At 73.1% G+C, this 25,581-nt stretch carries 21 protein-coding genes and 1 other RNA gene; 11 read left to right on the top strand and 11 right to left on the bottom strand.

The features are described from left to right. Positions 1–271 precede the first annotated feature (271 nt). Entirely contained in the window at positions 272–1,270 is a 999-nt protein-coding gene (locus tag ACFC0G_RS20860; RefSeq protein WP_376405314.1) for a LysR family transcriptional regulator, read from the bottom strand. Positions 1,271–1,353: 83 nt separating this feature from the next. On the opposite strand from ACFC0G_RS20860, the gene ACFC0G_RS20855 reads away from it, so the two are divergent. The 3 genes from ACFC0G_RS20855 to ACFC0G_RS20845 all read left to right on the top strand — a co-directional run bounded on the left by ACFC0G_RS20855 (position 1,354) and on the right by ACFC0G_RS20845 (position 3,254). Further along, complete coding sequence (locus ACFC0G_RS20855) at positions 1,354–2,658, top strand: MFS transporter (RefSeq protein WP_376405312.1); 1,305 nt, start codon at positions 1,354–1,356, stop codon at positions 2,656–2,658. A gap of 66 nt (positions 2,659–2,724) precedes the next feature. After that, entirely contained in the window at positions 2,725–3,000 is a 276-nt protein-coding gene (locus ACFC0G_RS20850) for a type II toxin-antitoxin system Phd/YefM family antitoxin (RefSeq protein ID WP_376405310.1), read from the top strand. Continuing rightward, on the top strand, positions 2,997–3,254 hold the full coding sequence (locus ACFC0G_RS20845) for a Txe/YoeB family addiction module toxin (RefSeq protein ID WP_376405308.1): 258 nt from the start codon (positions 2,997–2,999) through the stop codon (positions 3,252–3,254). The genes ACFC0G_RS20850 and ACFC0G_RS20845 overlap by 4 nt, the downstream gene beginning before the upstream one ends. Positions 3,255–3,382: 128 nt before the next feature. On the opposite strand, the gene ssrA is transcribed toward ACFC0G_RS20845, so the two are convergent. From ssrA to ftsE, 5 genes are all read right to left on the bottom strand, one after another. Then, positions 3,383–3,775, bottom strand: a transfer-messenger RNA (tmRNA) gene (ssrA, locus tag ACFC0G_RS20840). 100 nt (positions 3,776–3,875) lie between these two features. Then, the gene (smpB, locus tag ACFC0G_RS20835) at positions 3,876–4,415 is read right to left on the bottom strand and encodes an SsrA-binding protein SmpB (RefSeq protein WP_260605744.1); all 540 of its coding nucleotides are present in this window, start codon (positions 4,413–4,415) and stop codon (positions 3,876–3,878) included. An 18-nt stretch (positions 4,416–4,433) separates the two neighbouring features. Continuing rightward, positions 4,434–5,606 (bottom strand): S41 family peptidase, encoded by a 1,173-nt coding sequence (locus tag ACFC0G_RS20830; protein ID WP_376405306.1) that lies wholly within the window; start codon positions 5,604–5,606, stop codon positions 4,434–4,436. 78 nt (positions 5,607–5,684) lie between these two features. Continuing rightward, on the bottom strand, positions 5,685–6,602 hold the full coding sequence (gene ftsX, locus ACFC0G_RS20825) for a permease-like cell division protein FtsX (protein ID WP_376405304.1): 918 nt from the start codon (positions 6,600–6,602) through the stop codon (positions 5,685–5,687). A gap of 38 nt (positions 6,603–6,640) precedes the next feature. Beyond that, on the bottom strand, positions 6,641–7,330 hold the full coding sequence (gene ftsE, locus ACFC0G_RS20820) for a cell division ATP-binding protein FtsE (protein WP_024761477.1): 690 nt from the start codon (positions 7,328–7,330) through the stop codon (positions 6,641–6,643). Between the two features lie 235 nt (positions 7,331–7,565). Between ftsE and ACFC0G_RS20815 the strand changes: the two genes are divergently transcribed. Then, complete coding sequence (locus tag ACFC0G_RS20815) at positions 7,566–7,748, top strand: hypothetical protein (RefSeq protein WP_376405301.1); 183 nt, start codon at positions 7,566–7,568, stop codon at positions 7,746–7,748. 127 nt (positions 7,749–7,875) lie between these two features. Here ACFC0G_RS20815 and ACFC0G_RS20810 read toward each other — a convergent pair whose 3' ends face one another. The 4 genes from ACFC0G_RS20810 to ACFC0G_RS20795 all read right to left on the bottom strand — a co-directional run bounded on the left by ACFC0G_RS20810 (position 7,876) and on the right by ACFC0G_RS20795 (position 13,433). Next, positions 7,876–8,685 (bottom strand): LPXTG cell wall anchor domain-containing protein, encoded by an 810-nt coding sequence (locus ACFC0G_RS20810; protein WP_376405299.1) that lies wholly within the window; start codon positions 8,683–8,685, stop codon positions 7,876–7,878. 410 nt (positions 8,686–9,095) lie between these two features. After that, positions 9,096–10,199, bottom strand: a complete 1,104-nt coding sequence (prfB, locus tag ACFC0G_RS20805) for a peptide chain release factor 2 (RefSeq protein WP_376405297.1) — start codon at positions 10,197–10,199, stop codon at positions 9,096–9,098. Positions 10,200–10,335: 136 nt separating this feature from the next. Next, positions 10,336–11,592: a serine/threonine-protein kinase gene (locus ACFC0G_RS20800; RefSeq protein ID WP_376405295.1), complete on the bottom strand. Its 1,257-nt coding sequence runs from the start codon at positions 11,590–11,592 to the stop codon at positions 10,336–10,338. A 107-nt stretch (positions 11,593–11,699) separates the two neighbouring features. Beyond that, positions 11,700–13,433 (bottom strand): serine/threonine-protein kinase, encoded by a 1,734-nt coding sequence (locus ACFC0G_RS20795; RefSeq protein WP_376405293.1) that lies wholly within the window; start codon positions 13,431–13,433, stop codon positions 11,700–11,702. Between the two features lie 447 nt (positions 13,434–13,880). On the opposite strand from ACFC0G_RS20795, the gene ACFC0G_RS20790 reads away from it, so the two are divergent. The 4 genes from ACFC0G_RS20790 (at position 13,881) to ACFC0G_RS20775 (ending at position 21,590) form a co-directional block, all read left to right on the top strand. After that, entirely contained in the window at positions 13,881–17,777 is a 3,897-nt protein-coding gene (locus ACFC0G_RS20790) for an FHA domain-containing protein (RefSeq protein ID WP_376405291.1), read from the top strand. Between the two features lie 124 nt (positions 17,778–17,901). After that, the gene (locus ACFC0G_RS20785; RefSeq protein WP_376405289.1) at positions 17,902–19,272 is read left to right on the top strand and encodes an ABC transporter substrate-binding protein; all 1,371 of its coding nucleotides are present in this window, start codon (positions 17,902–17,904) and stop codon (positions 19,270–19,272) included. A gap of 9 nt (positions 19,273–19,281) precedes the next feature. Further along, positions 19,282–20,670 carry a carbohydrate ABC transporter permease gene (locus ACFC0G_RS20780; protein ID WP_376405287.1) on the top strand — a complete coding sequence of 463 codons (1,389 nt, stop codon included), beginning with the start codon at positions 19,282–19,284 and terminating at the stop codon, positions 20,668–20,670. Continuing rightward, positions 20,667–21,590 (top strand): carbohydrate ABC transporter permease, encoded by a 924-nt coding sequence (locus ACFC0G_RS20775; RefSeq protein ID WP_376405285.1) that lies wholly within the window; start codon positions 20,667–20,669, stop codon positions 21,588–21,590. The genes ACFC0G_RS20780 and ACFC0G_RS20775 overlap by 4 nt, the downstream gene beginning before the upstream one ends. Positions 21,591–21,628: 38 nt before the next feature. On the opposite strand, the gene ACFC0G_RS20770 is transcribed toward ACFC0G_RS20775, so the two are convergent. Beyond that, positions 21,629–22,228 (bottom strand): TetR/AcrR family transcriptional regulator, encoded by a 600-nt coding sequence (locus ACFC0G_RS20770; RefSeq protein ID WP_376405283.1) that lies wholly within the window; start codon positions 22,226–22,228, stop codon positions 21,629–21,631. 139 nt (positions 22,229–22,367) lie between these two features. Between ACFC0G_RS20770 and ACFC0G_RS20765 the strand changes: the two genes are divergently transcribed. The 3 genes from ACFC0G_RS20765 to ACFC0G_RS20755 are packed head-to-tail and all read left to right on the top strand — an operon-like array spanning position 22,368 to position 25,538. Beyond that, complete coding sequence (locus tag ACFC0G_RS20765; protein WP_376405281.1) at positions 22,368–23,294, top strand: ABC transporter permease; 927 nt, start codon at positions 22,368–22,370, stop codon at positions 23,292–23,294. Then, a complete protein-coding gene (locus ACFC0G_RS20760) occupies positions 23,287–24,108 on the top strand; it encodes an ABC transporter ATP-binding protein (RefSeq protein ID WP_376405279.1) in 822 nt (273 codons plus the stop codon). Before ACFC0G_RS20765 ends, ACFC0G_RS20760 begins: the two co-directional genes overlap by 8 nt. A gap of 26 nt (positions 24,109–24,134) precedes the next feature. Next, a complete protein-coding gene (locus tag ACFC0G_RS20755; protein WP_376405277.1) occupies positions 24,135–25,538 on the top strand; it encodes a glycosyltransferase 87 family protein in 1,404 nt (467 codons plus the stop codon). Positions 25,539–25,581 lie beyond the last annotated feature (43 nt).

The following is a 25,581-nucleotide window of genomic DNA, read 5'->3' as shown; positions in this document are numbered from 1 at the left end:
CCGTGTCGGGTCCTGGGGCGTCCACAGCCCCGGTCCTCCGATCGCAGACGCTAGGGAGGCCGCGTTTCGGCCCGGTGCCGCGCGAGGTGACGGCGCGGGAACCTTGCTCTCACCCGGCGCACGACGACGCTGTGAGCGCTCCCCTCCTTCTTTCGGGCTCGGTTCACCTCCGGGACGCCACAGCCGGGCTCACCTCCCCGACCGTGCTCGCCCCCTCCTCCGTCGGGGGCTCCGCGCGCTCGGGGAGGTTCCCCCGGCGCGTCCCTTCGGCTCACTCGCCGGTCCCGGGGGTGGCGGGTTGTCCGGGTGTCCCCGGCTCCCCCTCCGGCAGCCAGGAGGCCGCCGGGCGGTCCAGCCAGCCCTCGTGGGCGGCGATCTCCGCGGCGGCGGTGCGCAGGGCGTCCAGGCCCCGGTGGCGCAGCCCCTTGCGCCACACCAGGCTCACGGGTGACAGGGGTACGGGGTCGACGAGCGGCCGGAGCACGCAGCCCGGCATCGGCGGGAAGTCGACGACGGCGAGGACCGGGTTGCGGTGCTTGGCCATGATCCGGCGGAACTCCTCGGGGCCGATCGCGAGCGGCGCGGGCGCGGCGACCTCGATACCGCGTCCGGCGAAGAGCCGGCCGGCGAGGTCGGTCCACTCGGGCGTGCGGTCGTTGCCGGCGCCCGCGTAGATCCGCTCCCCGGCGAGCCGGTCGAGCGGGACCTCGGGGAGGGCGGCGAGCTCGTGGTCCTCGGGGAGGATCACGGCCATCCGCTCGTACCGCACGAACTGGCTGTCCAGCCGCGTCCGGAGTCCCGCGGCCAGCCCTCCGTACCGGCCGAAGGAGGTGTCGAGCCGCCCGGCGAGGATCTCCCGCGCGGCGCCGGTGAGGCCGCTCTCGTAGCGGGCCATCAGCTCCTGTTCGGGGGCGAGTTCGCGGGCCCGGCGCAGGATGCGCTCATGGGCGAGGCCGGGGGTGTTGAGGTCGACGAGCAGCGGCCGGGGCGCGGCGCGGAAGGCGTCGCCGAGCTCGTCGTGGGCGGTCAACACCCGCCGTGCGTACGGGAGGAGCCGTTCGCCGTCGGGGGTGAGGGTGACCTGCCGGGTGGTCCGTACGAAGAGCTCGGCGCCCAACTCCCGCTCCAGGCGCCGGATGTCACGGCTCAGGGCTTGCTGGGCGACGTACAGGCGGGCGGCGGCCCGGGTGAAGTGCAGCTCCTCGGCGACGGCGGTGAAGGCGCGCAGGAGGCGGGGGTCGATGTCGTGCGAGGGGCCCGAGAAGGTCACCGCCGCATTTAACAACACAGGTGCGTGAATGGCCACCGATCAGGTGTTGGACCGGCGGGGACCGCGCCCGCGAACCTTGATCCATGCCGCAACCGGACCTCACCCTCACCCCGGCGGGCCCGGCCCTCGCCCCCCGCTACACCGAACCCCGACCCGCCACCCCCGACACCACGACATCCCGCACCACAGCACCCCGCACCCTCCGCTCCCACACCCCCGACTCCCCCACCCCCCGCAACCCCTACCTCCGCCTCTTCGCCCTCCCCGGCACCCGCGCCTTCACCGCCGGGAACCTCATCGCGCGGCTGCCCAGCGGCATGTTCGGCGTGAGCGCCGTGATCATGATCGCGGGCCGCTACGACTCCTACGCCCTGGCCGGTTCGGTCACCGCCACCGGCCTGACCGCCGGCGCCCTGGCCGCCCCCTGGATCGCCCGGCTCGTCGACCGGTACGGCCAGGCGCGCGTCGCCGTCCCGGCCACGGCGTACGCGGTCCTGGGCCACCTCATCCTGCTGCTCTGCGTCCACGGCAAGGCCCCCGCCTGGACGCTCTTCCTCGTCGCCGCCGCCACCGCCACCGCCCCGAACACGGGCGGCATGTCCCGGGCCCGCTGGGCCCACCTCCTCCGGGACGACCCGGACGCCCTGCACACCGCCAACGCCTTCGAGCAGGCCGCCGACGAGCTCTGCTTCATGCTCGGCCCGGTGCTCGCCGCGCTCCTCTGCTCGGCGCTCTTCCCGGAGGCGGGCACCCTCGCGGCCGCGGTCCTCTTCCTCTCCGGCGTGCTGCTCTTCGCCGCCCAGCGCTCCACCGAACCCCCGATCGCGCCCCGCACCGCCGCCGGCTCCCCGCTGCGCACCCCCGGCATGGTGCCGCTGCTCGCGGTCTTCCTCGCCACCGGGGCGATCTTCGGCTCCATGGAGGTCGTGACCCTGGCGTACGTGGACGGCCCCGTCGCCGGCCCGGTCCTCGCCGTCCAGGCCGCCGGCTCCTGCGCCGCGGGCCTCCTCTACGGCCGCGCCCGCCGCACCGCCCGCCTCCGCACCTGCCTGGCCGCGATGACCGTCCTGATGGCGATGCCGCTGCTGGCCGCCACGACCGGCTCCCTCCTCGCCCTCGCGGGCGGCCTGCTCGTGGCGGGCATGGCGACGGCCCCGACGATGGTCACGGGCATGGGCCTGGTCCAGCGCCTGACGCCCGCGTCCCGGCTCAACGAGGGCATGACCCTCGCGGTGACCGCCCTCCTCGCCGGCATCGCGGCAGGCTCCGCCACCGGCGGCTGGTCCGCCGACCACGCCCCCTTCCCCGCCTTCGGCTTCCTCGTCCCGATCGCGGCGGCAGCCCTGGCACTGACCCTGGCACTGTGCGCGAGGCCCTCGGCTCACTGAACTCGTACGAGTTTCCGGTACGAACCCCGTACCATAAAGTCGTACAGGACAGAGAGGAGTGGGCCCATGTCCATAAGCGCCAGCGAAGCCAGGGCGACACTGTTCCCCCTGATCGAGCGCGTCAACACCGACCACGCCCCGGTGCGCATCACCTCCAAGAGCGGCGACGCCGTCCTCATGTCGGCCGACGACTACGACTCCTGGCAGGAGACCGTCTACTTGCTCCGCTCCCCCGCCAACGCCCAGCGCCTCATGGAGACCGTGGCCCGCGATCGCGCGAGCGCACCCACGGCCGCCAAGACGATGGACGAGCTGAGGGAGCTGGCCGGGGGCGAGGAGTGAGGAGCATCCACTTCGACCCCGCCGCGTGGGAGGACTTTCTGTTCTGGCTCGCTTCGGACCGGAAGATGGCCCGCCGGATCACCCGCCTGATCGGCGAGATCCAGCGCGACCCCTTCAGCGGGATCGGCAAGCCCGAGCCACTGAAGGGCGACCTGTCGTGCTACGGGTCCCGCCGGATCGACGACGAGCACCGGCTCGTCTACCGGGCGGACGACAAGGAAGTGAAGATCCTCAAGGCCCGCTACCACTACTGACCGGCCGACAGGACGGGCACGGTCGCCGATCCGCGGGCTTGGCATGACAAAGGCCCGACAGTCCGAAGACTGCCGGGCCTCTGCCCACATGGGATGAGGTGTCCGAGGGGCCATGCCACTCGGACGCTCGGTGGAGATGGCGGGAATCGAACCCGCGTCCAACGGTACGGAAACAGAGCTTCTCCGTGCGCAGTCCGCTACGAGTTTCTCAGCCCCGGAGATCACGCGGACAAGTCTCCGACGGGCTCAGTCACTGTTTGATTTCCCTCTCACCCCCGTGACCGGGGTGAGAGGTTTAGATCCCTAAATGACGCCAGGATCCGGGTCGGGACCATCCCCGGGCTGACGCTCCTCACAGAGGCTTCTTGTCGTTACCTAAAATTAGGCAGCGAGGGCGAAGCGGGAGTTATCGCTCTTGGAGTTGGCGATTATTGGTTGCGACATATGGTTTACGAGATCATTGCCGCTTCCTCGACACGCTTCCTCTGCATCGGTATCCGCTGTCGAAACCGATCATCCCCATGTTTATTTTTCAAAGCGCGCACCTGTTGCGAGGTGTGCAAGGCCCATCGTACGTGACCGACAGGCGCCGTCGCCAGCGTATTACCCGCCGACCCGCCGCTAGGCGATCTTGGCCGCCCGCTCCCTGCGCTTGGCCGCCGCGATGGCCCGGTTGGTCTCGCGGGTGTCCTGCTGCTCGCGCAGGGTCTGACGCTTGTCGAACTCCTTCTTGCCCTTGGCGAGCGCGATCTCGACCTTGACCCGGCCGTTCAGGAAGTACAGCGCGAGGGGCACGATCGTGTGACCCGTCTCCTGCGACTTCGACTCGAGCTTGTCGATCTCCTCGCGGTGCAGGAGCAGCTTGCGCTTCCGCTTCGCCGAGTGGTTGGTCCAGCTGCCCTGCATGTACTCGGGCACATGGATGTTGTGCAGCCACGCCTCGTGGTTGTCGATCTGCACGAAGCCGTCGACCAGCGAGGCGCGGCCCATCCGCAGCGACTTCACCTCGGTGCCCATGAGGACCACACCGCACTCGTACGTGTCGACGATGTGGTAGTCGTGGCGCGCCTTCTTGTTCTGCGCGATGATCTTGCGCTCCGGCGCCTTGTCCTGGTTCTTCTTCGCAGGCTTGCCCTGCACGTTCACGAGTCCCTTTGCCATAGTGCGGTCATTTTCGCACTACGAGCCCCCTCCGAGGCCACTCAATACCGTACGAGCTCGTTCCTCGGCCCTCTCCGCTGCCGTCAGGTCGGGGGTGATGCCCCGCCCGTCGACCGCGTGCCCGGCGGGCGTGCGGTAGTGGCCGACGGTCAGCTCGGCGACGGAACCGTCCGGCAGCGTGCTCGGCATCTGCACCGATCCCTTGCCGAAGGTCCGCGAGCCGACCGTGACCGCCCGGCCCCGGTCCTGGAGGGCGCCGGTGAGGAGCTCGGCCGCGCTCATCGTGCCGCCGTCGATCAGCGCCACCAGGGGCCGGCCGGTGTCACCGCCCCCGTCCGCGTACACGGCCCGCTGCTCGCCCTCGACGTCGTACGTGGCGACGAGGCCGCCGTCGAGGAAGGCGGAGGCGGCGACGGCGGCCTCCGCGACCAGGCCGCCCGCGTTGCCCCGCAGGTCCAGGAGGACTCCGGCGCCGGCCGGGGCGTCCCGTACCGCGTCCCGCACGCGCGAGCCCGCGCCCTTGGTGAAGGCGGCCACCTTGATCAGGACGGCCCCGTCGTCGAGGCGGCGGACGGTGACGGGGTCCGTCGCGACCCGGGCCCGGCGCAGGGTCTTCGTCCAGGCGGCGCGGCCGCGCTCGACCCGGACGGCGACGGTCGATCCGGAGACGCCGTCGCCGCGCAGCAGGGAGACGACCTCGGAGACGGAGAGCGCGCCGACCGGGCGTCCGTCGACGGAGACGAGCCGGTCGCCGGCCCGCAGCCCGGCCCGCTCAGCGGGGCCGCCGGCCTGGACCCGGGTCACCTTCACCCCGCCGCCGTCGGCGGCCCGCCCCGCGGAGAGCCCGACCCCCGTGTAGGCGCCGTCGAGGGCCTGCTCGAAGTCGGCGTACTCCTTCTTGTCGTACACCGCGCCCCAGCGGTCGCCGCTGCGGCTGACGAACTCCTCTGCGGCCTGCTTGCCCGACTTCCCGTCGGCCATGGCCGCGGCGGCGGCCCGGTTGAGCGCGGCGCGGTCCACCGTGTCCGTACGGGCGGCGTCCGACGACTCCGCGCCCGCGCCGCCCTGCCGGGGCAGGGACCCGGTGGCGGCGGCGGTGGCGAGGACACCGGTGAAGACCAACGTCAGAACGGCCCCACGGAGCACTCCGCGGGGCCGGATACAGAATCGGTGATCGGTGCCGGCCGGCATGGCGCCCACTCTAGGACAAGGGAATGGCGCCGCACGGGCTTTGCCCGTACGACGCCGTTCGCCGTCAGTGGTGTCTTCTCACACCTTCAGGTACTTGCGCAGCGCGATGAACGCGGCAATGGCCGGCATGAGCAGACCGATGGCGAGGACCAGCGGCAGCTTGGCCAGGACGGCGTCCCAGCCGATGAAGTTGACCAGCTGCATCTTCTCGGCGAGCGCGATGCCGTGGTCGATGAGGAAGTACCGGCCGACGAGCAGGAGCACACAGGCGACGGTGCCGCCGAGGAGTCCGGCGAAGGCGGCCTCCATGATGAACGGCATCTGGATGTAGAAGCTGGACGCGCCGACGAGCCGCATGATGCCCGTCTCGCGGCGGCGGCTGAAGGCCGAGACGCGGACGGTGTTGACGATCAGCATCAGCGCGATGACCAGCATCAGGCCCATGACACCGAGGGCGGCGATGTTCATGCCGTTCATCAGGTCGAAGAGGTTCTGCAGGATGTTCCGCTGGTCCTGGACCGACTCGACGCCGTCCCGGCCGGCGACGGCCGTGGCGACCACCTTGTACTTCTCCGGGTCCTTGAGCTTGACCCGGAGCGACTCCTGCATCTGGTCCGGCGTGATGACGGACGCGATGGCGGTGTCGCCGTACTGCTGCTTGTAGTGGTTGAACGCCTCGCCGGCGGTCTCGTGGTGGACGGTCTCCACGATGTCCATCTTCTTCAGATCGGCCTCGATCTGTTCCCTCTGCTGCTTCGTGGCCGCGCCCTTGGCGCACTTGGGCGCGGTGGTCGCGTCCGTCTTGTTGCAGAGGAAGATGGAGACGTTGACCTTGTCGTACCAGTAGTCCTTCATCGTGCTGACCTGCTCGCGCATGAGCAGCGCGCCGCCGAAGAGGGCGAGCGAGAGGGCCACGGAGACGATGACGGCGAAGGTCATCGTCAGGTTGCGCCGGAGGCCGACGCCGATCTCGGAGAGCACGAACTGAGCGCGCATGGTGACTGCTTTCCCCTACCTGTTCTTCGCCGACCCGCTCAGTGCTGGTATCCGTAGACGCCGCGCGCCTGGTCGCGGACGAGGCGACCCTTCTCGAGCTCGATGACGCGCTTGCGCATCTGGTCGACGATGTTCTGGTCGTGGGTCGCCATGACGACGGTGGTCCCTGTCCTGTTGATGCGGTCGAGCAGCTTCATGATGCCGACGGAGGTCTGCGGGTCGAGGTTGCCGGTGGGCTCGTCGGCGATCAGCAGCATCGGGCGGTTGACGAAGGCGCGGGCGATGGCGACGCGCTGCTGCTCACCACCGGAGAGCTCGCCGGGGCGCCGGTCCTCCTTGCCGCCGAGCCCGACGAGGTCGAGCACCTGCGGGACGGCCTTGCGGATCTCGCCGCGCGGCTTGCCGATGACCTCCTGGGCGAAGGCCACGTTCTCGGCGACGGTCTTGTTGGGGAGCAGGCGGAAGTCCTGGAAGACGGTGCCGAGCTGGCGCCGCATGTGCGGCACCTTCCAGTTGGAGAGCCGGGCCAGGTCCTTGCCGAGGACGTGCACCTGGCCTTGGCTGGCGCGCTCCTCACGCAGGAGCAGCCGCAGGAAAGTCGACTTTCCGGAGCCGGACGAACCGACGAGGAAGACGAACTCCCCCTTCTCGATCTCCAGGGAGACATCCCGGAGCGCGGGGCGGTTCTGCTTCGGATAGGACTTGGAGACGTTGTCGAATCGGATCACGGATGCACCACGGTCGGCCGGGAGTAGGTGTGCGTGACCTTACGCGAACGGGGATGGCCCGCGCAGTCGCGGTCCTGGCTTGCGTGCTTTATCCTTTTCGCCCTTTCGGGCGGAAGGCGGACAATCCGGCGGGGCGCGCCGAAACGCCCCGGAGCTGGCACAGTGGTAGGGGGAACGTCCGGACCCCTCCGGGCGTTGTCCTGGTGTGGATCCCTGTGCGGGAGGAGGAGAGCGCATGACCTACGACCGACTGGTGTGCGCCAACTGCGCGGGCCCGGTCGCCGAGGGCCGCTGCCGCGTCTGCCGCGCGAACCGGGAGCGCCTGACCCCGCAGGGGCTGACCCCGGCGATGCTTCTGACGCTGGCGATCGCCCTGCTGGCCGCGATCGCCCTGCTCGCGGTGATCCAGGCGGCCTGAACGGCCCAAGACCTTGTACCGGACGGGGAGAGACACCCAGACGAGCCGGAGCGCGACGAAGGGCCGGGGAGAGTGATCTCCCCGGCCCTTCGTCATGCGCGCGCTCTCACGCGCTCACGCGGGTCCGTCAGACGGCGGCGTTGCCGCCACCGGCGACGAGACGCGGCAGCATGCGGAAGCCGATGCCGCCGGCGATCATGGTCGCGGCGCCGATGATCAGGAACGAGGTCTCGGCCGCACCGGTCTCGGCGAGCTCCTCCTTCGCCTGACCCTGCTGCACGGGCTGCGAGCCGGCGTTGTTGGTGTCGGTGTTGTTGTTGCCGGTGTCCACGCACTCGGCGCCGTCGAGGTCGACGGTGCAGGTGCCGGGGTCGCCCGCACCGGAGCCGGTGGAGCCGCCGTCGGCGCCTTCGTCCGGGGTGACGGGGCTGTCGGTCGAACCGGGGTCGGTCCCGCCGTTCCCGTTGCCGCCGTTGCCGTTGCCACCATTGCCGTTGCCGTTGCCGGGCTTGGTGGTCTCGCCACCGGGCTCGGTGGTCTCACCGGGGCCGGGCTCCGTGGTCTCGCCCGGACCGGGGTCCGTGGTCGGGGGCTCCGTGGTGGGGGGCTCCGTCGTGGGCGGCTCGGTGGTCGGAGGCTCCGTGGTCGGAGGCTCCGTCGTGGGCGGCTCCGTGGTCGGGGGCTCCGTGGTGGGGGGCTCCGTCGTGGGCGGCTCGGTGGTCGGAGGCTCCGTGGTGGGCGGCTCCGTGGTCGGCGGCTCGGTGGTCGGCGGCGGCGTCTCGCAACCGGCGTCACCGGGGAGGCACGTCTCCGTCGGGGCCGGCTCGCCGAAGGCGCCCACGGCCTGCGCGGCACCGGCCGCGGTCAGCGAAGCTCCGGCGGCGATCACCGCACCGGCGGCGATGCGCGCGAATCGGACTCGCATCTGCTTGGTCATCTGGCTGCTACCCCCAGTAGCTCAAACTCGTCATGGGGCAGCGCTCGGGGCCCCGCGCAGCAGGGGCGGCGTCACGACTGGGCCGGCCCCCGTTCACACGCGCCCCAGAAATGCGCATGCCAGTACGTCACCCTTCCGAGTTTCCGATGAAGCGTCAAGGCCGTTGCGCGTGCGATGCCCGAAAGATCCACAAGTGCCCGCCATGAGACGATGCAACTGTGACGTAAACCCGTAACTCCGGGCCCTGTGACAGCAGTTCCCTTGTCGACAAAGAGCCCCGACGGCCTCGCTTCCGCTTGCGCCAGCGAATCCGCACGACGGTACGGAACGAGTCCGGGCCCCGCACCGAGAAAGTGCGGGGCCCGGACTCGTACGGCTGAACGGGTCAGCCGGGAAGGCTACTTGTCCTGCTACTTGTCCTGCTGCTTGCGCCAGCGGATGCCGGCCTCCAGGAAGCCGTCGATCTCGCCGTCCAGGACCGACTGCGGGTTGCCGACCTCGAACTCCGTACGGAGGTCCTTGACCATCTGGTACGGGTGCAGGACGTACGAGCGCATCTGGTTGCCCCAGGAGCTGCCGCTGTCCTTGAGCGCGTCCATCTTGGCGCGCTCCTCCTGGCGCTGGCGCTCCAGGAGCTTGGCCTGGAGGACGTTCATGGCGCTCGCCTTGTTCTGGATCTGGGAGCGCTCGTTCTGGCAGGAGACCACGATGCCGGTCGGGATGTGCGTGATGCGCACGGCCGAGTCGGTCGTGTTGACGCCCTGGCCGCCGGGGCCCGAGGCGCGGTACACGTCGACGCGCAGCTCGGACTCGTCGATCTCGACGTGGTCCGAGGACTCGACGACCGGGAGGACCTCGACGCCCGCGAAGGACGTCTGACGGCGGCCCTGGTTGTCGAAGGGCGAGATGCGGACCAGGCGGTGGGTGCCCTGCTCGACGGAGAGCGTGCCGTAGGCGTAGGGCGTCTTCACCACGAAGGTGGTCGACTTGATGCCGGCCTCTTCCGCGTACGAGGTCTCGTAGATCTCCGTCGCGTAGCCGTGGCGCTCCGCCCAGCGCAGGTACATGCGCTGGAGCCGCTCGGCGAAGTCGGAGGCGTCGACGCCGCCGGCCTCGGCACGGATGTTGACGAGGGCCTCGCGCTCGTCGTACTCGCCGGAGAGGAGCGTGCGGACCTCCATCTCGTCGAGGGCCTTGCGGACGGAGGTGAGCTCCGTCTCGGCCTCGGCGAGGGTGTCCTGGTCGTCCATCTCCTCGGCGAGCTCGAAGAGCACCGAGAGGTCGTCGATCCGCCCGCGCAGGGTTTCGGCCTTCCGGACCTCCGCCTGGAGGTGCGAAAGCTTGCTCGTGATCTTCTGCGCCGCGTCCGGGTCGTCCCACAGGGACGGGGCCGCGGCCTGCTCTTCGAGCACGGCGATGTCGGCCCTCAGCTTCTCGAGGTCCAGGACGGCCTCGATCGACCCCATGGTCGAGGAGAGGGACTTCAGCTCTTCGGATACATCGACGACTGCCACGCGTCCAGCGTAACGGCTCCGGGCGAGGAGCCGAACCTTTGGCCGTGACGGCCGTACGGCTGTCCCCTGCGGCCGCCCCCCGGGGGCGTCCTGGGGCGGTCCCCTCAGGCTGCCCCCGCGCCCGTACGGCTGTCCCCTACGGCTGGGAGGACTGCTTGGAGTCCTGCGGCGGCGCGTCCCCGTCCCCGGAGGCCGCGAGGTAGCCGCCGGCGCCGAGCGCGCCGGCGACCACGACCGCCGCGACGGCGAGGGTGATCCGGCGCTTGCGGACCACGCCCGCCTTGTGGCGGGCCGAGCCGGGACGCCGGGCGCCGGCCGGGCGGGGGGCCCGGGCGGTGCCGAGGGGGCCGCCGGAGAGCTCGTCGGGGGCCGGGACCCGCATGGAGGTGTGGGTGTCCCGGTTGGAGTCGGCGGACGCGCCGGGGACGAGCGGGACGGCGGCCCGGCGCGGGCCGGGCTCACCGGCGCCCGTGCCGGTGGCGTACGCGTCGTCCTCGTACGGCTCCGACGCCTGCGCGGACCCGGGTGCCGGGTCCGAGTCCGGCTCGTCCACGTCCAGCGGCGGAATGCCCTTGAGCAGCGGCAGGACGTCCTTGAGGCGGGCGGCGAGCTCGGAGGCGCGCAGCCGGGAGGCGGGGGCCTTCGCCAGGCACTGCACGATCAGCTGCCACAGCTCCTCGGGGATGCCGGGGAGCGGGACGACGGTCTCGGTGACGTGCCGGCGCAGGACCGCGCCGGGGTGGCCGCCACCGAACGGCGTGAAGCCGGCCAGCAGCTCGTAAAGGACGGTGGCGAGGGCGTAGATGTCGACGGCGGCGCGCGGCGGGAGGCCCTCGACGATCTCGGGGGCGAGGTAGTCGGGGGTGCCGATGATCCGGGTCGCCTTGGTGCGGCCGGGGGTGTCGATCAGCTTGGCGACGCCGAAGTCGGTGAGGAGGGCGGGGTGGGCGCCGCCCGGGCCGAGCGGGCCCTCCATGTCGAGCAGGATGTTCTCCGGCTTGACGTCGCGGTGGACGACCCCGGCGGCGTGCGCTGCGGCCAGGGCGTCGGCGACGTCGGCGGTGATCGCGACGGCGGCCTCGGGGGCGAGCCGTCTCTCCCGGTCCAGGCGGGTGCGCAGGTCGGTGCCGCGCACGAGGTCCATGACGAGGGCGAGGTCGTTGCCGTCGACGACGAGGTCGCGGACCTTGACCACCCGGGGGTGGTCGAGGCCGAGGAGCGCGGTGCGCTCCTGGACGAAGCGGCCGACGAGCTCCTGGTCGGATGCCAGGTCCTCGCGCAGCAGTTTGACGGCGACGGGCCCTTCGGGTCCCTCGCCGAGCCACACCGTTCCGGCGCTGCCCCGCCCGAGGATCTGGTGGGCGGTGTAGCGGCTGCCGATGTTCCGTGCCAAGACTGCTCCCTCAGCGGCTGCGGTTCGCGTCAAAGCTACGCGTCCGCAGCCGCCGGTCGTCACTTCCGAAGCGAAATCACCCTTCGGAAGTCGATAAATCGGCAGTATTACTGCCCCGTACCGCCGGTAGTACCCCCGGAGCCGGTGGCCTCGCCGATCGTGGAGACCCAGTCCGTGATCTTCGTGATGCCGTCGCCGATGGCCTCCCAGTAGCCCTTGCCCTGGGCGACCCAGTCCTGGAGCGGGGTCAGCTCCCAGACGAGCCAGCCGGCGACGACGAACAGGACGATCGTGAACAGGCAGCCCTTGAGGCAGCCGAGGCCGGGGATCCGCATCGGGTTCGCGCCGCGCTGGCGCGGCGGGCGCGGCTCGCGGGGCGCGGGCGCCTGGGGCGGCGGCTGCGGCGGCGTGTACTGCTGCTGGGGCGGCTGCTGCGGTTGCGCGTACTGCTGCGGGGGCGGCGGGGGCGCGTACTGCTGCGGCTGGTGCTGCTGCTGGTACTGCTGCGGCGGGGCGGGACGCTGCGGCGCAGGCCGCTGCGGCTGACCCTGCTGCCCGTACTGGCCCGGCTGGCCCTGCTGCCCGTACTGGCCGGGCTGCCCCTGCTGACCCTGCTGGCCCTGCTGCTGCGGGCGCTGCGGGCGGCGGCGCAGCGGGTCCTCGCTCGGGTCGAGGTACTGCACCTGCGTCTGCTCGTTGCGGTCGCGGGCCGCGCGCAGCTGGCTCTGCCAGGGGTGCGGGTCCTCGGACTGCGGCGGCTGGGACGGTACGGGCGGCATGACGGCCGTCGGGTCGGCGACGCCCGCCGGGCCGCTGGTCGGCATCACGCTGGTCGCGGCGGCGGGGTCGTAGTGCGCCGGGGCGCCGGCGCCGCTGGGCAGCACCTGGGTGGCGTCGGCGGCCCCCGGGGTCTCCGGGACGGGCGCGGGCGCCGGGTCCGGGGCCAGGAGCGCCCCGACGCCGTCCGCGGCCTCGATCTGCGCGGGCGTGGCGTGGACGCCGATGCCGGCGGCGACGGCGCGCAGGCCGCGGGCGAGGTTCTCGGCGCTCGGCCGGCGGTCGGGGTTCTTGCTGAGGCAGCGCTCTATGACCGTCCACAGCGGGCCGGGCACGGTCGAGGGGCGGCGCGGCTCCTCGCTGAGGTGCCGGTGGAGGACTTCGAGGGCGGTGCCGCCCGCGAAGGGGGGCCGGCCGGTGACGAGCTCGTAGAGCAGGATGCCCGCGCCGTAGATGTCGACGGCGGAGGTCTGCGGGCGCCCCTCGGCGGACTCGGGCGCCACGTACGCGGGCGTGCCGACGAACTCGTGCGTCCGGGTCAGGCCCGGGGAGTCCGCGAGGCGCGCGATGCCGAAGTCGGTGAGCATCGGGTGCATCTGGCCGCCCTGCTCGGCGAGCAGGACGTTGGCCGGCTTGAGGTCGCGGTGGACGACGCCGTCGGCATGGCTGGCGGCGAGCGCGTCGGCGATCTGGGCCGTCAGGAGGGAGGCGGCGACCGGGGTGAGCGGTCCGCTCTCCCGGATGTACCGGTGCAGGTCGGGGCCCTCGACGAGGTCCATGACGAGGGCGAGGACATCGCCCTCGACGACCAGGTCGCGGGTGCGCACGATGTTGGGGTGGGTGAGCCGGAGGAGCACGGACCGCTCGCGCAGGAAGCGCATCACGATGTCCGCGTCGTTGGCCAGCTCCTCCTTGAGGACCTTGATCGCGACGGTCTCGCCGGGCTGCCCGGCCACGGCCGCCTCGGCGCCCGCCGTCTCCCGCTGGCGGGCTCGCCAGACGGTGCCCGTGGCGCCGCGTCCGAGCGGCTCCTCGAGCAGGTACTTGCTGCCGATAGGCCGCACGTCACGCGCTCCCTGCTGATCGTGGTCCTGGGGTGATCTCGTGTGCTCCCCGGGGTCCCTGTTCTCTGTTGTGACCCGTCCGGGCGTCCGACCCACTTTAGTGCCGCCGAACGGGTCACAGGCCGGTCGTCCACAGGCGGAATATGCACCGAACTTGTCCGGAAGAAGACGCTCCGCGGGCCGTGACGGTTGCCAGGCATGGTCCGAAGGCATGCCCAACCAGGCATTTTTAGGACCACAGCCGACCATTCAAGATCACTTGTGGCCGACCCGCGGGCGTGTTGTCGGTGGCAGGTGCGAGGATGCCTACAGCACGTCGCATCAGTGGGGTCGGGAGCCCCCCGCGCCGTGCCGACCTGTACCGGACGACGCGTCCGTGCCGGGTGGGGGGAGTCACAGGGCGGTTCCCCTGCCGGGCATCTCGCGCAGAAGGGACCGCTGACGGCGATGCAGATCCGGCTGACCGTCCTCGCGCCGCATTCCGGCCATGGCAGCCACGGCGGCCACGGCGCCGGGCGCGCCTGCGACGTGCTCGTCACGGCCCCCGCGGGGACGGCGCTCGCCGCCGTGGCCTCCGGTCTGGCCGCCGCCGTCACCGGCCCCGACACCTCCGCCTCGGGCACGACCGTGCTCTACGCGGGCGGGGACCGGCTCGACAGCAGGCGCTGTGTGCTCGGCGAGCCTCCGCTCGTCGACGGCGCCGTTCTCTCGCTCCAGGTCCCCGGCCCCGACGACCGGCTCGGCGAGGCCGCGTCCGCCCGGCTGCACGTGGTGGCGGGACCGGACGCGGGCGGGGTGCACCTGCTGCACGGCGGACCGATCAGAATCGGCCGCTCCGTCGACGCCGACGTGCCGCTCGACGACCCGGACGTCTCGCGCGCGCACTGCACGGTGATCGTCGGCGACGACGGCCGCGTCACCGTCTCCGACCTGGGCTCGACGAACGGGACGACGCTCGACGGCGTGCCGGTCGGCGACCGCCCGGTCCGGCTCCGCCCCGGCTCCCTGCTGCGCCTCGGCGAGTCCGCCCTCCGCCTGACGGGCCCCGGCGACGGATCCGACGGTACGGAGACGGTGGCGACTGCCCCCGACGGCGAGGGCCACCTGCGCGTCGCGCGCGGGACGTCCGGGCCGGACGGGACGCCGGCGCCCGCCGGTCCCGACGCGCCCTCGGGACGCGCCGGACGACAGGGACCTCCGGGATCTCCCGGTTCTCCGGGGCTTCCCGGACTCCCCGCCGACGACACCACCCACGGCGGCGCGCGGGGCATCCCGTACGACGCCTCTCACCACGCCCCCCAGGGCACCCGCCACGACGACGTGTACGCGGATCCGTACGCCGCCGAGCCCTACGGCGACCGCCCCGGCTCCCCCGGCCACGCGCGCGCGGAGGAGCCCGAGGGCCCCCACGACCACGTCGGCGGCGAGGCCCACAGCAGGACCCGCGAGTCCGGCCGCCAGGGCGCCGCACCGTCCCCGGCACCCGGCCGCGCGGGCGGGAAGCGCGGGCTCGGCGCCTGGGCCCGGCGCCTCGCGGGCGGGCGCGAGGAGCTCCCCGCCCGGGAGGCCGACCCCCGTACCGCCCCGGACACCCACGCGGGCGCCTCCACCGGTGCCCTGAGCAGCGGCCGTCCGGGCCCCGCCGGACGGGACGCGGCCACCGGCCCCGGCCCCGTGGCCGGCACCTGGCCCGACCCGGCCACCGTCCTGCTCGCCGCCCTCGGCCCGGGCCCCCGCCTCTGGGAGCGGGCCCAGGACCATCCCGAGTCCCTGGTGGTCCGGCTCGGCACGACCGACCGCGCCGAACTCTCCGGGGTGCCGGTCACCGTCGGGCTGCGCGAGGCCGGTTCCCTCGGTCTCGCCGGCCCCGCCGACCGGCTCGCCGGACTCGCCCGCTCCGTCGTGGCCCAGCTCGCCGCCCTGCACTCCCCCTCCGACCTGGAGATCGTGCTGATCAGCGCCGACCGGAACCGCTCCCTTGAGGAGCGGCGCCGCGCCTGGGGCTGGCTCGGCTGGCTCCCGCACGTCCGCCCGGCCCACGGCCAGGACTGCCGCCTGCTCCTGGCGTACGACCGCGAGCAGGCCCACGCCCGGACGACCGAGCTGACCCGGCGGCTCGACGACGGTCCCCTCGGTCCCGGCTGGCCCAGCGCCGACCGCGCGTCCGTCGCCGAGGCCGCCGCGCGCCACACGGGCACGGCGACGGTCGTGATCGTCGACGGGGACCCCGGTTCCGCCGCGCTGCGCGAGACCGTCGCGCGTCTCGCGGGCGCCGGGGCCGCGGCGGGCATCCACCTGCTGTGCCTCGCCGAGGCACCCTCGGCCACCCCGGAATCGCCGGTGGCCGCCACCTACGAGGCGGCCTGCGCCGCCTCCCTCGCCTTCCGCGAGTGCGGGGCCGCCGCGCTCCTGAGCGGCGACGTCGCGACGGCGCTGCGGCTGGTCCGCACCTCCGGCGGACGGGTCGCGGGCCACGGCACCGTCGGCATCGTCGACGCGGTCTCCGTCGCCTGGGCCGACCGGTTCGGCCGGGCCCTCGCCCCGCTGCGTACGGAGACGGCGGCGGCGCCGCACGGCCGGGCCGCCGCGCTGCCCCCGTCGGCCCGCCTGCTCGACGAGCTCGGCCTCGCCCGGGCGACCCCCGCCTCCCTGCTGGCCCGCTGGGCCTCCGCCGGCGACGGGACGGCCGTGCTCGGCGCGGGCCCGCGCGGCCCGCTGTCGGTGGACCTCACCCAGGAGGGCCCGCACCTGCTGATCGAGGGACCGGCGGGCAGCGGCCGCACGGAGCTGCTCCGCTCGATCGCCGCGTCCCTCGCGGCCGGCGGCCGCCCGGACCGGCTGGGCCTGCTCCTCGTGGACGGGGCGGGCGGCGAGCGCGGCGAGGGCCTCGCGGTCTGTACGGAGCTGCCGCACGTCACCGAGCACCTGGTCGCCTCCGATCCGGTACGGATGCGGGAGTTCGCGCAGGCGCTCGGCGCCGAGCTCAAGCGCCGGGCCGAGCTCCTGGGCGACGGCCACTTCGCCGACCGGCGCGGGAGCCGCACCGCGCCCGCCGCCGACCGGCTGATCGGCCAGCGCTCCCCGAGCGCCGCGGAATCCGTGCCGCAGGGCGCCCGCGCGACCGTCCGCGTGTCCGAAGCGGGCGACCTGACGGACCGTCCGAGCGGCCGTACCCTGCGCACGGGCGACGGCACGATCGGCGCGCTCCCGAGCGCGCGCGGCGCCCGTACGCCCGACGGCGACCTCGGCGGCCGCCCGAGCGGCCGGATCACGTACTCGGGCGCGGACGAGCTCGGCGGCCGCTCCAGTGGACGCACGCTCCGCACGGGCGACGGCAGCCTCCACGACGGCTCCAGCGGCCGGGTCCCGTACCCCGGCGCGGACGACCTCGGCGGACGTTCCAGCGGGCGCGTGCCCTACCCCGGCGCCGACGACCTCGGCGGACGTTCCAGCGGGCGCGTGCCCCGCACGGGCGACGGCAGCCTCCAGGACCGCTCCAGCGGCCGCGTGCCGTACCCCGGCGCGGACGACCTCGGGGGCCGCTCCAGCGGGCGCGTGGCGCGTGACGGTGGGACCGGCTTCCTGGCCGACACGCCCAGCGGGCGGCTCCCCCGGCGCGAGGGCGGGTCCCTGGACGACCGGCCGAGCAGCCGCACCCTCCGCACGGGCGACGGCGACCTCGCCGACCACCCGAGCGGCCGCGTACCGCACCCCTCCAGCGAGCAGCCCGGGGCCGCCGACCCGACCGGTGGGCGGATTCCTCGGCCCGCCGTCGGCGAGTCCGGCTCCGCCCGGGCGGCGGGCGCCGGGCCGCTGCCGCGGCTCGTCGTCCTCGTCGACGACTTCGACGCCCTGGTCGCCCCCGCGCTCGGGGCCCCCGGCCGGCCGGCCGCCGGGTCCGTCGTGCGGGCCCTGGAGGCCGTCGCGCGGCACGGCGAGCGGCTCGGGGTGCACCTGGTCGCGACCTCGTCGCGCCCGGACCGGACCGCCGACACGGAGCTGGCCCACGGGGCCCGGCTGCGGATCGTGCTCGACGCGCCCCCGGTGTCCCCCGGCCCGGACGTACCGGCGGCCGGGCGGGGCAGGCTCGGCCATCCGGACGGCCGCGTGACCCCCTTCCAGGCGGGCCGCGTGACCGGCCGCATCCCGCGGACGGCGACGCTCCGCCCGGTCGTCGTCCCGCTGGAGTGGGAGCGGATGGGCGACCCGCCCACCCGCCGCCCGGTCCGCGAGCTCGGCAACGGCCCGACGGATCTGGCCCTCCTCGCGAGCGCCCTCGACCGGGCCGCCCGTTCGGTCGAGGCGACGCCCATACCGCCGCTCGCGCCCGCCACCCGCACCTGACGGCACGTCACGAGGGAGTCACGATCACCCACTTGACACGGAAGGCGGTATTGCGGGGGCTCCGTCACCCGGCGTAGACCTGTCGGCACGGGACAGCGACGCGCACGGGAGAGACGGGGCAGCGATGCGTACAACTCTTCGTCCACGCAAGACCACAGTGACCATCACGGCGCTCACGGCGCTCACCGCACTGGCCCTCGCGGCCTGCGGTGGCGGCGACGGCGGCGGGGCGCGCGAGGATCCGGGGGACGCCACGTCCACCCCCGGCACCTCCCTCAAGGGCGAGAAGATCGAGGTCGCCGCCGTCTGGACGGGCCCCGAGCAGGAGAACTTCACCAAGGTCCTCAAGGAGTTCGAGAAGCGCACCGGCGCGACCGTCACGTTCGTGCCGGCCCAGGACCCGATCGTGAACTTCCTCGGAACGAAGATCGCCGGCGGCTCCCCGCCCGACGTGGCGATGCTGCCGCAGGTCGGCGCGATCCAGCAGGCCGCCGCCCAGAAGTGGCTGAAGCCGGTCGGCCCCGAGGCCAAGGCCCAGCTCGCCGCGAACTACTCGCCCGGCTGGCAGAACCTCGGCGCGGTCGACGGCACCCAGTACGGGGTCTACTTCAAGGCCGCCAACAAGTCCCTGGTCTGGTACAACACCGCGGTCTTCGAGAACGCGGGCGCGACCGAGCCGAAGACCTGGAAGGAGTTCCTCACCACCGCCGAGACCGTCTCGGCCTCCGGCGTCACCCCGGTCTCGGTCGGCGGCGCGGACGGCTGGACCCTCACCGACTGGTTCGAGAACGTCTACCTCTCCCAGGCGGGCCCGGCGAAGTACGACCAGCTGGCGAAGCACGAGATCAAGTGGACCGACCCCTCGGTCACCGCGGCCCTCACCACGCTCGCCGAGCTGTTCGGGAAGCCGGCGCTGCTGGCGGGCGGGACGAGCGGCGCGCTCCAGACCGAGTACCCGGTCTCGGTCACCCAGACGTTCACGGGCGGCGACCAGCCCAAGGGGGCGATGGTCTTCGAGGGCGACTTCGCGGCCGTCAACATCGCCCAGACGGAGGCGAAGATCGGTACGGACGCGAAGGCCTTCCCGTTCCCGGCGGTCGGCGGCGGCATCGCGCCCGTCGTGACGGCCGGCGACGCGGCCGTGGCGCTGAAGGACACGAAGGGCGCGCAGGCGCTGCTCGCCTTCCTGGCCTCCCCGGACGCGGCGCGGATCTGGGCGGCCGAGGGCGGCTTCCTCTCCCCCAACAAGAACCTGGACCCGTCCGCGTATCCGAACGACGTCCAGCGCGAGATCGCCAAGGCCCTCGTCGGCGCCGGTGACGACTTCCGCTTCGACATGTCGGACCAGATGCCGCAGTCCTTCGGCGGGACCCCGGGCAAGGGCGAGTGGAAGGCGCTCCAGGACTTCCTGAAGAACCCGAAGGACATCGCCGGGGCCCAGGCGCGCCTGGAGGCGGACGCGGCGAAGGCGTACCGGGCCGCCGCGAAGAGCTGAGGTACGGGCATGCCGAGGACCCCCCGCACCGACCCCAAGAGCAGGCACAGCACCAGCAGCACCAGCACCAGCACCAAGAACAGGAACAGGAACGGGAACGGGAGGAGCAGGACGGTCGCGGCGGGGTTCCTGCTCCCCGCCCTGCTCCTCCTCGGGGCGCTGGTCGTCTACCCGATCGGGTACTCCGTCCAGCGCTCGTTCTTCGACCGCTCCGGCTCCTCCTTCGTGGGCCTGGACAACTACCTCGCGCTCGTCACCGACGACTCGCTCCGCACCGCCGTGCGGAACAACCTGATCTGGCTGGTTCTCGCCCCCGCGGTCGCCACCGCGCTCGGCCTGGTGTTCGCCGTCCTCACCGAACGCGTCCGCTGGGGCACGGCGTTCAAGCTGGTCGTCTTCATGCCGATGGCGATCTCGATGCTGGCGGCCGGGATCATCTTCCGGCTCGTCTACGAGCAGGACCCGGACCGGGGGGTCGCCAACGCCGTCTGGGTCGGGGTCCACGACACCTTCGCCGAGTCCTCGGGCTTCCCCCGTGCCCGGCCGCTCCCCGTGCACCCGCTCACGGCGGCCGGTGGCGGCGACGGCGACAGGGGTGCGTACGTCACCAAGGAGGCGGTGCACGCCGGGGAGCCCGTCCTCCTCCCGCTCGTCGGGGTGGCTCCCGGCCGGATGCCGAAGGAGGCCCGCCCGGCGCACGAGCCCGCTCCCCCGCCCGAGGGGACGATCACCGGAACGGCCTGGCTGGACTTCACCCGGGGCGGCGGCGGAAAGCCGAACGTCGTCGACCCCGCCGAACTGGGCCTCGCCGGGCTGCGGATCGAGGCGGTACGGGACGGCACGGTGGTCGCCACGGCCACGGCGGCGGCCGACGGCACCTTCACCCTGCCCGCCGACCGCGCCGACGGAGCCGTACTCCGCCTCCCCGCGAGCAATTTCCGGGAGCAGTACAACGGCGTGGAGTGGCTGGGCCCCTCGCTCGTCACCCCGGCCGTGATCGGGGCGTACGTGTGGATGTGGGCCGGGTTCGCGATGGTGCTGATCGGCGCCGGGCTCGCGGCCGTGCCCCGCGAACTCCTGGAGGCGGCGCGGGTGGACGGGGCGAACGAGTGGCAGGTGTTCCGCAGGATCACGGTCCCGCTCCTGGCCCCGATCCTCGCAGTCGTCCTCGTCACTCTGATGATCAACGTGCTGAAGGTCTTCGACCTGGTCTTCGTCATCGCGCCGGGCTCGGCGCAGGACGACGCGAACGTGCTCGCGCTCCAGCTGTACCGCTCGTCCTTCGGCACGGACGCGGACCTCGGGGTCGGCTCGGCCATCGCCGTCGTGCTGCTCCTGCTGGTGCTGCCGGTGATGGCGGTCAACATCCGCCGCATTCGAAGGGAGACCCGCCGATGACCTCGCCCGCCCCGACGGCCGTGTCCACCCCGCCGGCCGCTCCCGGCCCGCCGCCGTCCCGCGCCCCTCGCGCCTCCCTCGCCTCCCGGATCGCGGCCCGCGCGGCGGGCGGCGGCGTCCGCGTCTTCCTCGTGCTGGCCGGCCTGCTCTGGCTGCTGCCGACGGTCGGGCTGCTGTTCTCCTCCCTCCGCTCACCCTCCGACATCGCGGCGAGCGGCTGGTGGGAGGTGTTCACGGCGCCGGCCCGGCTGACCACCGAGAACTACACGCACCTCCTCGCGAACGGCACGATCACCGGCTCGCTCCTCTCCACCGTCCTGATCACCGTCCCGGCCACGCTCCTCGTCCTCGTCCTCGGCTCCTTCGCCGGGTACGCCTTCGCGTGGCTGGACTTCCCGGGCCGGGACTGGTGGTTCCTGGGGGTGGTGGCCCTGCTCGTGGTCCCGGTGCAGGTCGCGCTGGTCCCGGTGTCGAAGCTGTTCGGCGCGGTCGGGCTCTTCGAGACGACGGTCGGGGTCGTCCTCTTCCACACCGCCTTCGGCCTGCCGTTCGCGATCTTCCTGCTGCGGAACTTCTTCGCGGAGATCCCGCGCGAGCTCCTGGAGGCGGCGCGGCTCGACGGGGCGGGCGAGGTGCGGCTCTTCACGCGGGTGGTGCTGCCGCTCGGCGGTCCGGCGATCGCCTCGCTGGGGATCTTCCAGTTCCTGTGGGTGTGGAACGACATGCTGATCGCGCTGATCTTCGCGGACTCGCAGTCGCCGCCGATCACGGTGGCGCTCCAGCAGCAGGTCCGGCAGTTCGGCAACAACGTGGACGTGCTGGCGCCGGGGGCGTTCCTGTCGATGGTGGTGCCGCTGGCGGTGTTCTTCGCGTTCCAGCGGCAGTTCGCGTCCGGGGTGATGGCGGGCGCGGTGAAGTAGTGGCGGCGGGCGCGGTGGAGTAGTGCTCCCGGGCGGCCTCAGGCCTTGAGCGCCGCCACCGCCGCGCGCGCGAGCTCGTCCACGTACTCCGCGGGCAGCGCCGTACGGACGACGACGAGGCGCCAGTACAGCGGTCCGACGACGAGGTCGAGGGCCTTGGCCGGGTCGGTGCCCTCGGGGAGCTCGCCGCGGGCGACGGCCTCGCGGACGATCCGGGTCATGACGCCCTGCTGGCCGTCGAGCAGCGCCTCCCGGATCGCGTCGGCGATCTCCGGCTGCCGTGCGGCCTCGACGAGCAGGTCGGGGATGACCCGCGAGGCGACCGGGTGGCGCAGGGCGTACGAGGCCATCTCCAGGAGCGCGCGCACGTCCCCGTCCAGCGAGCCCGTGGCGGGCACCGGCAGGCCCTGGACGGCGAAGGCGCCGACCAGGTCGAGGACGAGGGAGAGCTTGGACTTCCACCGCCGGTAGACGGCGGTCTTGCCGACGCCCGCGCGGCGCGCGATGCCCTCGATGGACATCCGGGCGAAGCCGACGGCCGCGAGCTCCTCGAAGACGGCGGCGCGGATGGCCTCGGTCACGTCCTCGCGGAGTACGGCGGCTCCGGCGGGGGCGCGGCGGGGGGTCGGTTCGGTCATGAACGGCATCCTAACCAACGGTGACGTGACGACGATACGGTTGCGTTCCGACGTGTGAGCGTCCTAACCTCCACGTAGCGACGATACGGACCCGTTCCATCGCCGACGACACCCGCACCCTTCGTCGAAAGCGGCCCGCGTGACCACGACCCTCGCCCCACCCGTACGAGACGACCGGCACCAGCCCCCGCCCCCGCCCGAGGACCTGCGCGCGCTCGCCCTGCGCCACGGCCTGACCGTCAGCGGGGCCCGCCCCTCGCTCCCCGCCTACGTCCGGCAGCTCTGGTCCCGCCGCGACTTCATCACCGCCTTCGCGACCGCCCGCCTCACCGCCCAGTACAGCCAGGCCCGGCTCGGCCAGGTCTGGCAGGTGATGACCCCGCTCCTCAACGCGGCCGTGTACTACGCGATCTTCGGCGTCCTCATGAACGCCAAGCACGGCGTCCCCGACTACGTCCCGTTCCTGCTCACCGGCATCTTCGTGTGGACCTTCACCTCCGACACGGTCCTGGCCGGCACCCGCGCGATCAGCGGCAACCTGGGCCTCGTCCGGGCCCTGCACTTCCCGCGCGCGAGCCTCCCGATCTCCCTCGCGCTCCAGCAGCTCCAGCAGCTACTGCTCTCGCTCACCGCGCTCGGCGCGATCCTCGTCTGCTGCGGCGAGTTCCCCACCTGGAGCTGGCTGCTCGCCGTTCCGGCCCTCCTCTGCCAGGCCCTGTTCAACACCGGCGCGGCGCTCGTCCTCGCGCGGCTCGCGGCGCGCACCCCGGACATCAGCCAGCTGATGCCGTTCGTGCTGCGCACCTGGATGTACGCCTCGGGCGTCATGTTCTCGATCCAGAACCTGGCGGGCGCCGGCCGCTTCCCGGACGCCGTGGTGCTGGCCCTCCAGTGCAACCCGGCGGCGGTCTACATCGACCTCATGCGCTTCGCGCTGATCGAGAGCTACACGGCGGCCCAGCTGCCGCCGCACGTCTGGGCACTGGCCGTCGGCTGGGCCCTGCTGGCCTTCACGGGCGGCTTCATCTGGTTCTGGAAGGCGGAGGAGACGTACGGCCGTGGCTGACACACAGGACACCACCCACGCGGACCCCCGCACCCCGACCGTCGTGGTCGACGGCGTCCACATCACCTACACGGTCCACGGCGGGCACCCCGGCGGCCGGGGCAGCGCCACCGCCGCCCTCGGCCGGATGCTGCGCCGCGGCCGTACGACTCCGGCCGGCGGCCGCCTGGTCCACGCCGTGAAGGGCGTCAGCTTCGCCGCGTACCGGGGCGAGGCGATCGGCCTGATCGGTTCGAACGGTTCGGGGAAATCGACGCTCCTGAAGGCCATCGCGGGCCTCCAGCCCGTCGAGCGGGGTCAGGTCTACACCCAGGGCCAACCCTCGCTCCTCGGCGTCAACGCGGCCCTGATGAGCGATCTGACCGGCGAACGGAACGTGGTCCTGGGCGGCCTCGCGATGGGCATGAGCCGCACGGAGGTGCGGGAGCGCTACGACGACATCGTCGAGTTCTCCGGCATCAACGAGAAGGACGACGCCATCTCCCGCCCCATGCGGACGTACTCCTCCGGGATGGGGGCCCGGCTGCGCTTCTCCATCGCCGCCGCCAGGAGCCACGACGTCCTGCTCATCGACGAGGCCCTGTCGACCGGCGACGCACACTTCCGGCGGCGCAGCCAGCGGCGGATCGACGAGCTGCGGGCGGAGGCGGGGACGGTCTTCCTGGTCAGCCACTCCAACTCCACCATCACGGAGACCTGCGAGCGGGCGCTGTGGCTGGAGGCGGGGACGCTGCGGATGGACGGTCCGGCGAAGGAGGTGGTGGCGGCGTACGAGGAGTTCACAGGCACGAGGGCGGCAACTCCTAAGAAATAGGGCATAACGGACTAGAGTGCCGGGGGATGACGAACGATCACCCGCAGCCGCCGCGTCGCCGGGCCCGGAACGACGCTCCGTCACCCACCGAGCCCCGCACCCCCGCCGCTCCCGCATCCCCCGCCGCTCCCGCCACCGCTCCCCCACCCCCCGCGTCCCCCGCCACCGCACCCCCTCCCCCCTCCCTGACCAAGTCCCCCTTCGACTCGGACACCTTCACCTCCGCCACCTTCGTCACGGTCGGCCGCGGCCCCGCCCTCGCCCTCGCCGTCGTCTGGCTCCTCACCCGCGCCGGGATGCTCCTGCTGCTCCTCCGCGACGACCTCGGCATCGGCGGGGTCGGCCGCGAGGTGGACCTCTACCGTTACTGGTACGGGCAGTTCGCCTCCGGGACCTTCCCGCCCGGCGACGTCACCTGGCAGTACCCGCCCGGCGCGGGCCTCGTGATCATGGCCCCGGGGATCGTCCCCTCCCTCACCTACTTCCAGGCCTTCGTCGCCCTCGCCCTCCTCGCGGACGCGGTCGTCACCCTCGCCCTCGCCCGCGCGGACAGCGAACGCGTCACCCACGGCGCCTGGTTCTGGGTCTGCGGCCTCCCGCTCCTCCTGCACCTCCCCCTCGCGCGGTACGACGTCCACACCACCGCCCTCGCCGTCCTCGCCCTGCTCGCCGTCAACGCCCGCTCGACGGCCGCCCACCAGCTCGGCGGGGCGCTCGCCGGGATCGGCGCCATGGTCAAGGTCTGGCCGGTACTCACCCTGATCGGCACCCCCCGGGGCCGTACCACCCGCGAGGCCTGGACCGCCGCCGTCGTCGCCGCGCTCGCCCTCCTCGCCACCCTCGCGCTGCTCTTCGACAACTCCCTCGGCTTCCTGCGCCAGCAGGGCAACCGCGGCATCCAGGTCGAGTCCCTGGGCGGCACGGCCCTCGCGCTGGCCCGGGCCGCCGACATCTGGCCGGGCCGGGTCGAGTTCCGCTACGGCTCCTTCGAGTACCTCGGCCCGTACGTCTCCACCCTCGGGCACCTCGCCCTGCTGCTCACCGTCATCGCCCTCGGCTGGCTGCTGCTCTGGCGCGTCCGGGCCCGGCGCTGGACCCCTGCGACACCGCTCGACGCGGCCTTCGCCGCCGTGCTGCTCTTCACCGTCACCAGCCGGGTCATCAGCCCCCAGTACATGGTCTGGCTGCTCGGGCTCGCCGCCGTCTGCCTGACCTCCCGCAGCACCGTGATGCGCCCGGCGGCCCTGCTGCTGCTCCCGGCGGCGGCGCTGAGCTCGCTCGCGTACCCCGTCCTGTACCTGGAGGTCCTCGCCGGCACCCCCTCCGGCCTCACCGTCATGGTGCTCCGCAACGGCCTGCTGCTCGCGGCGGCCCTGCTCGCCGCCCGCCGGCTGTGGAAGGAGACGGTGACCACCCCTGCCGACAGCTGAAGAGCGGAGAGAAAGGAGAAGGGCCCCGCCGGAACACCGGCGG

The sequence above is a fragment of the Streptomyces sp. NPDC056169 genome (assembly GCF_042268445.1).
GTDB lineage: Bacteria > Actinomycetota > Actinomycetes > Streptomycetales > Streptomycetaceae > Streptomyces.
Note: the sequence above shows the minus strand (reverse complement) of the source record. Positions and strands in the feature narration are given on the sequence as shown.

What these genes read in the sequence shown, in the direction of transcription:
- ACFC0G_RS20855 (WP_376405312.1), top strand. Translation starts at nt 1,354, where the DNA reads ATGCCGCAACCGGACCTCACCCTCACCCCGGCGGGCCCGGCCCTCGCC.
- ACFC0G_RS20850 (WP_376405310.1), top strand. Translation starts at nt 2,725, where the DNA reads ATGTCCATAAGCGCCAGCGAAGCCAGGGCGACACTGTTCCCCCTGATC.
- smpB (WP_260605744.1), bottom strand. Translation starts at nt 4,415, where the DNA reads ATGGCAAAGGGACTCGTGAACGTGCAGGGCAAGCCTGCGAAGAAGAAC.
- ACFC0G_RS20830 (WP_376405306.1), bottom strand. Translation starts at nt 5,606, where the DNA reads ATGCCGGCCGGCACCGATCACCGATTCTGTATCCGGCCCCGCGGAGTG.
- ftsX (WP_376405304.1), bottom strand. Translation starts at nt 6,602, where the DNA reads ATGCGCGCTCAGTTCGTGCTCTCCGAGATCGGCGTCGGCCTCCGGCGC.
- ACFC0G_RS20815 (WP_376405301.1), top strand. Translation starts at nt 7,566, where the DNA reads ATGACCTACGACCGACTGGTGTGCGCCAACTGCGCGGGCCCGGTCGCC.
- ACFC0G_RS20810 (WP_376405299.1), bottom strand. Translation starts at nt 8,685, where the DNA reads ATGACCAAGCAGATGCGAGTCCGATTCGCGCGCATCGCCGCCGGTGCG.
- ACFC0G_RS20790 (WP_376405291.1), top strand. Translation starts at nt 13,881, where the DNA reads ATGCAGATCCGGCTGACCGTCCTCGCGCCGCATTCCGGCCATGGCAGC.
- ACFC0G_RS20785 (WP_376405289.1), top strand. Translation starts at nt 17,902, where the DNA reads ATGCGTACAACTCTTCGTCCACGCAAGACCACAGTGACCATCACGGCG.
- ACFC0G_RS20780 (WP_376405287.1), top strand. Translation starts at nt 19,282, where the DNA reads ATGCCGAGGACCCCCCGCACCGACCCCAAGAGCAGGCACAGCACCAGC.
- ACFC0G_RS20775 (WP_376405285.1), top strand. Translation starts at nt 20,667, where the DNA reads ATGACCTCGCCCGCCCCGACGGCCGTGTCCACCCCGCCGGCCGCTCCC.
- ACFC0G_RS20770 (WP_376405283.1), bottom strand. Translation starts at nt 22,228, where the DNA reads ATGACCGAACCGACCCCCCGCCGCGCCCCCGCCGGAGCCGCCGTACTC.
- ACFC0G_RS20755 (WP_376405277.1), top strand. Translation starts at nt 24,135, where the DNA reads ATGACGAACGATCACCCGCAGCCGCCGCGTCGCCGGGCCCGGAACGAC.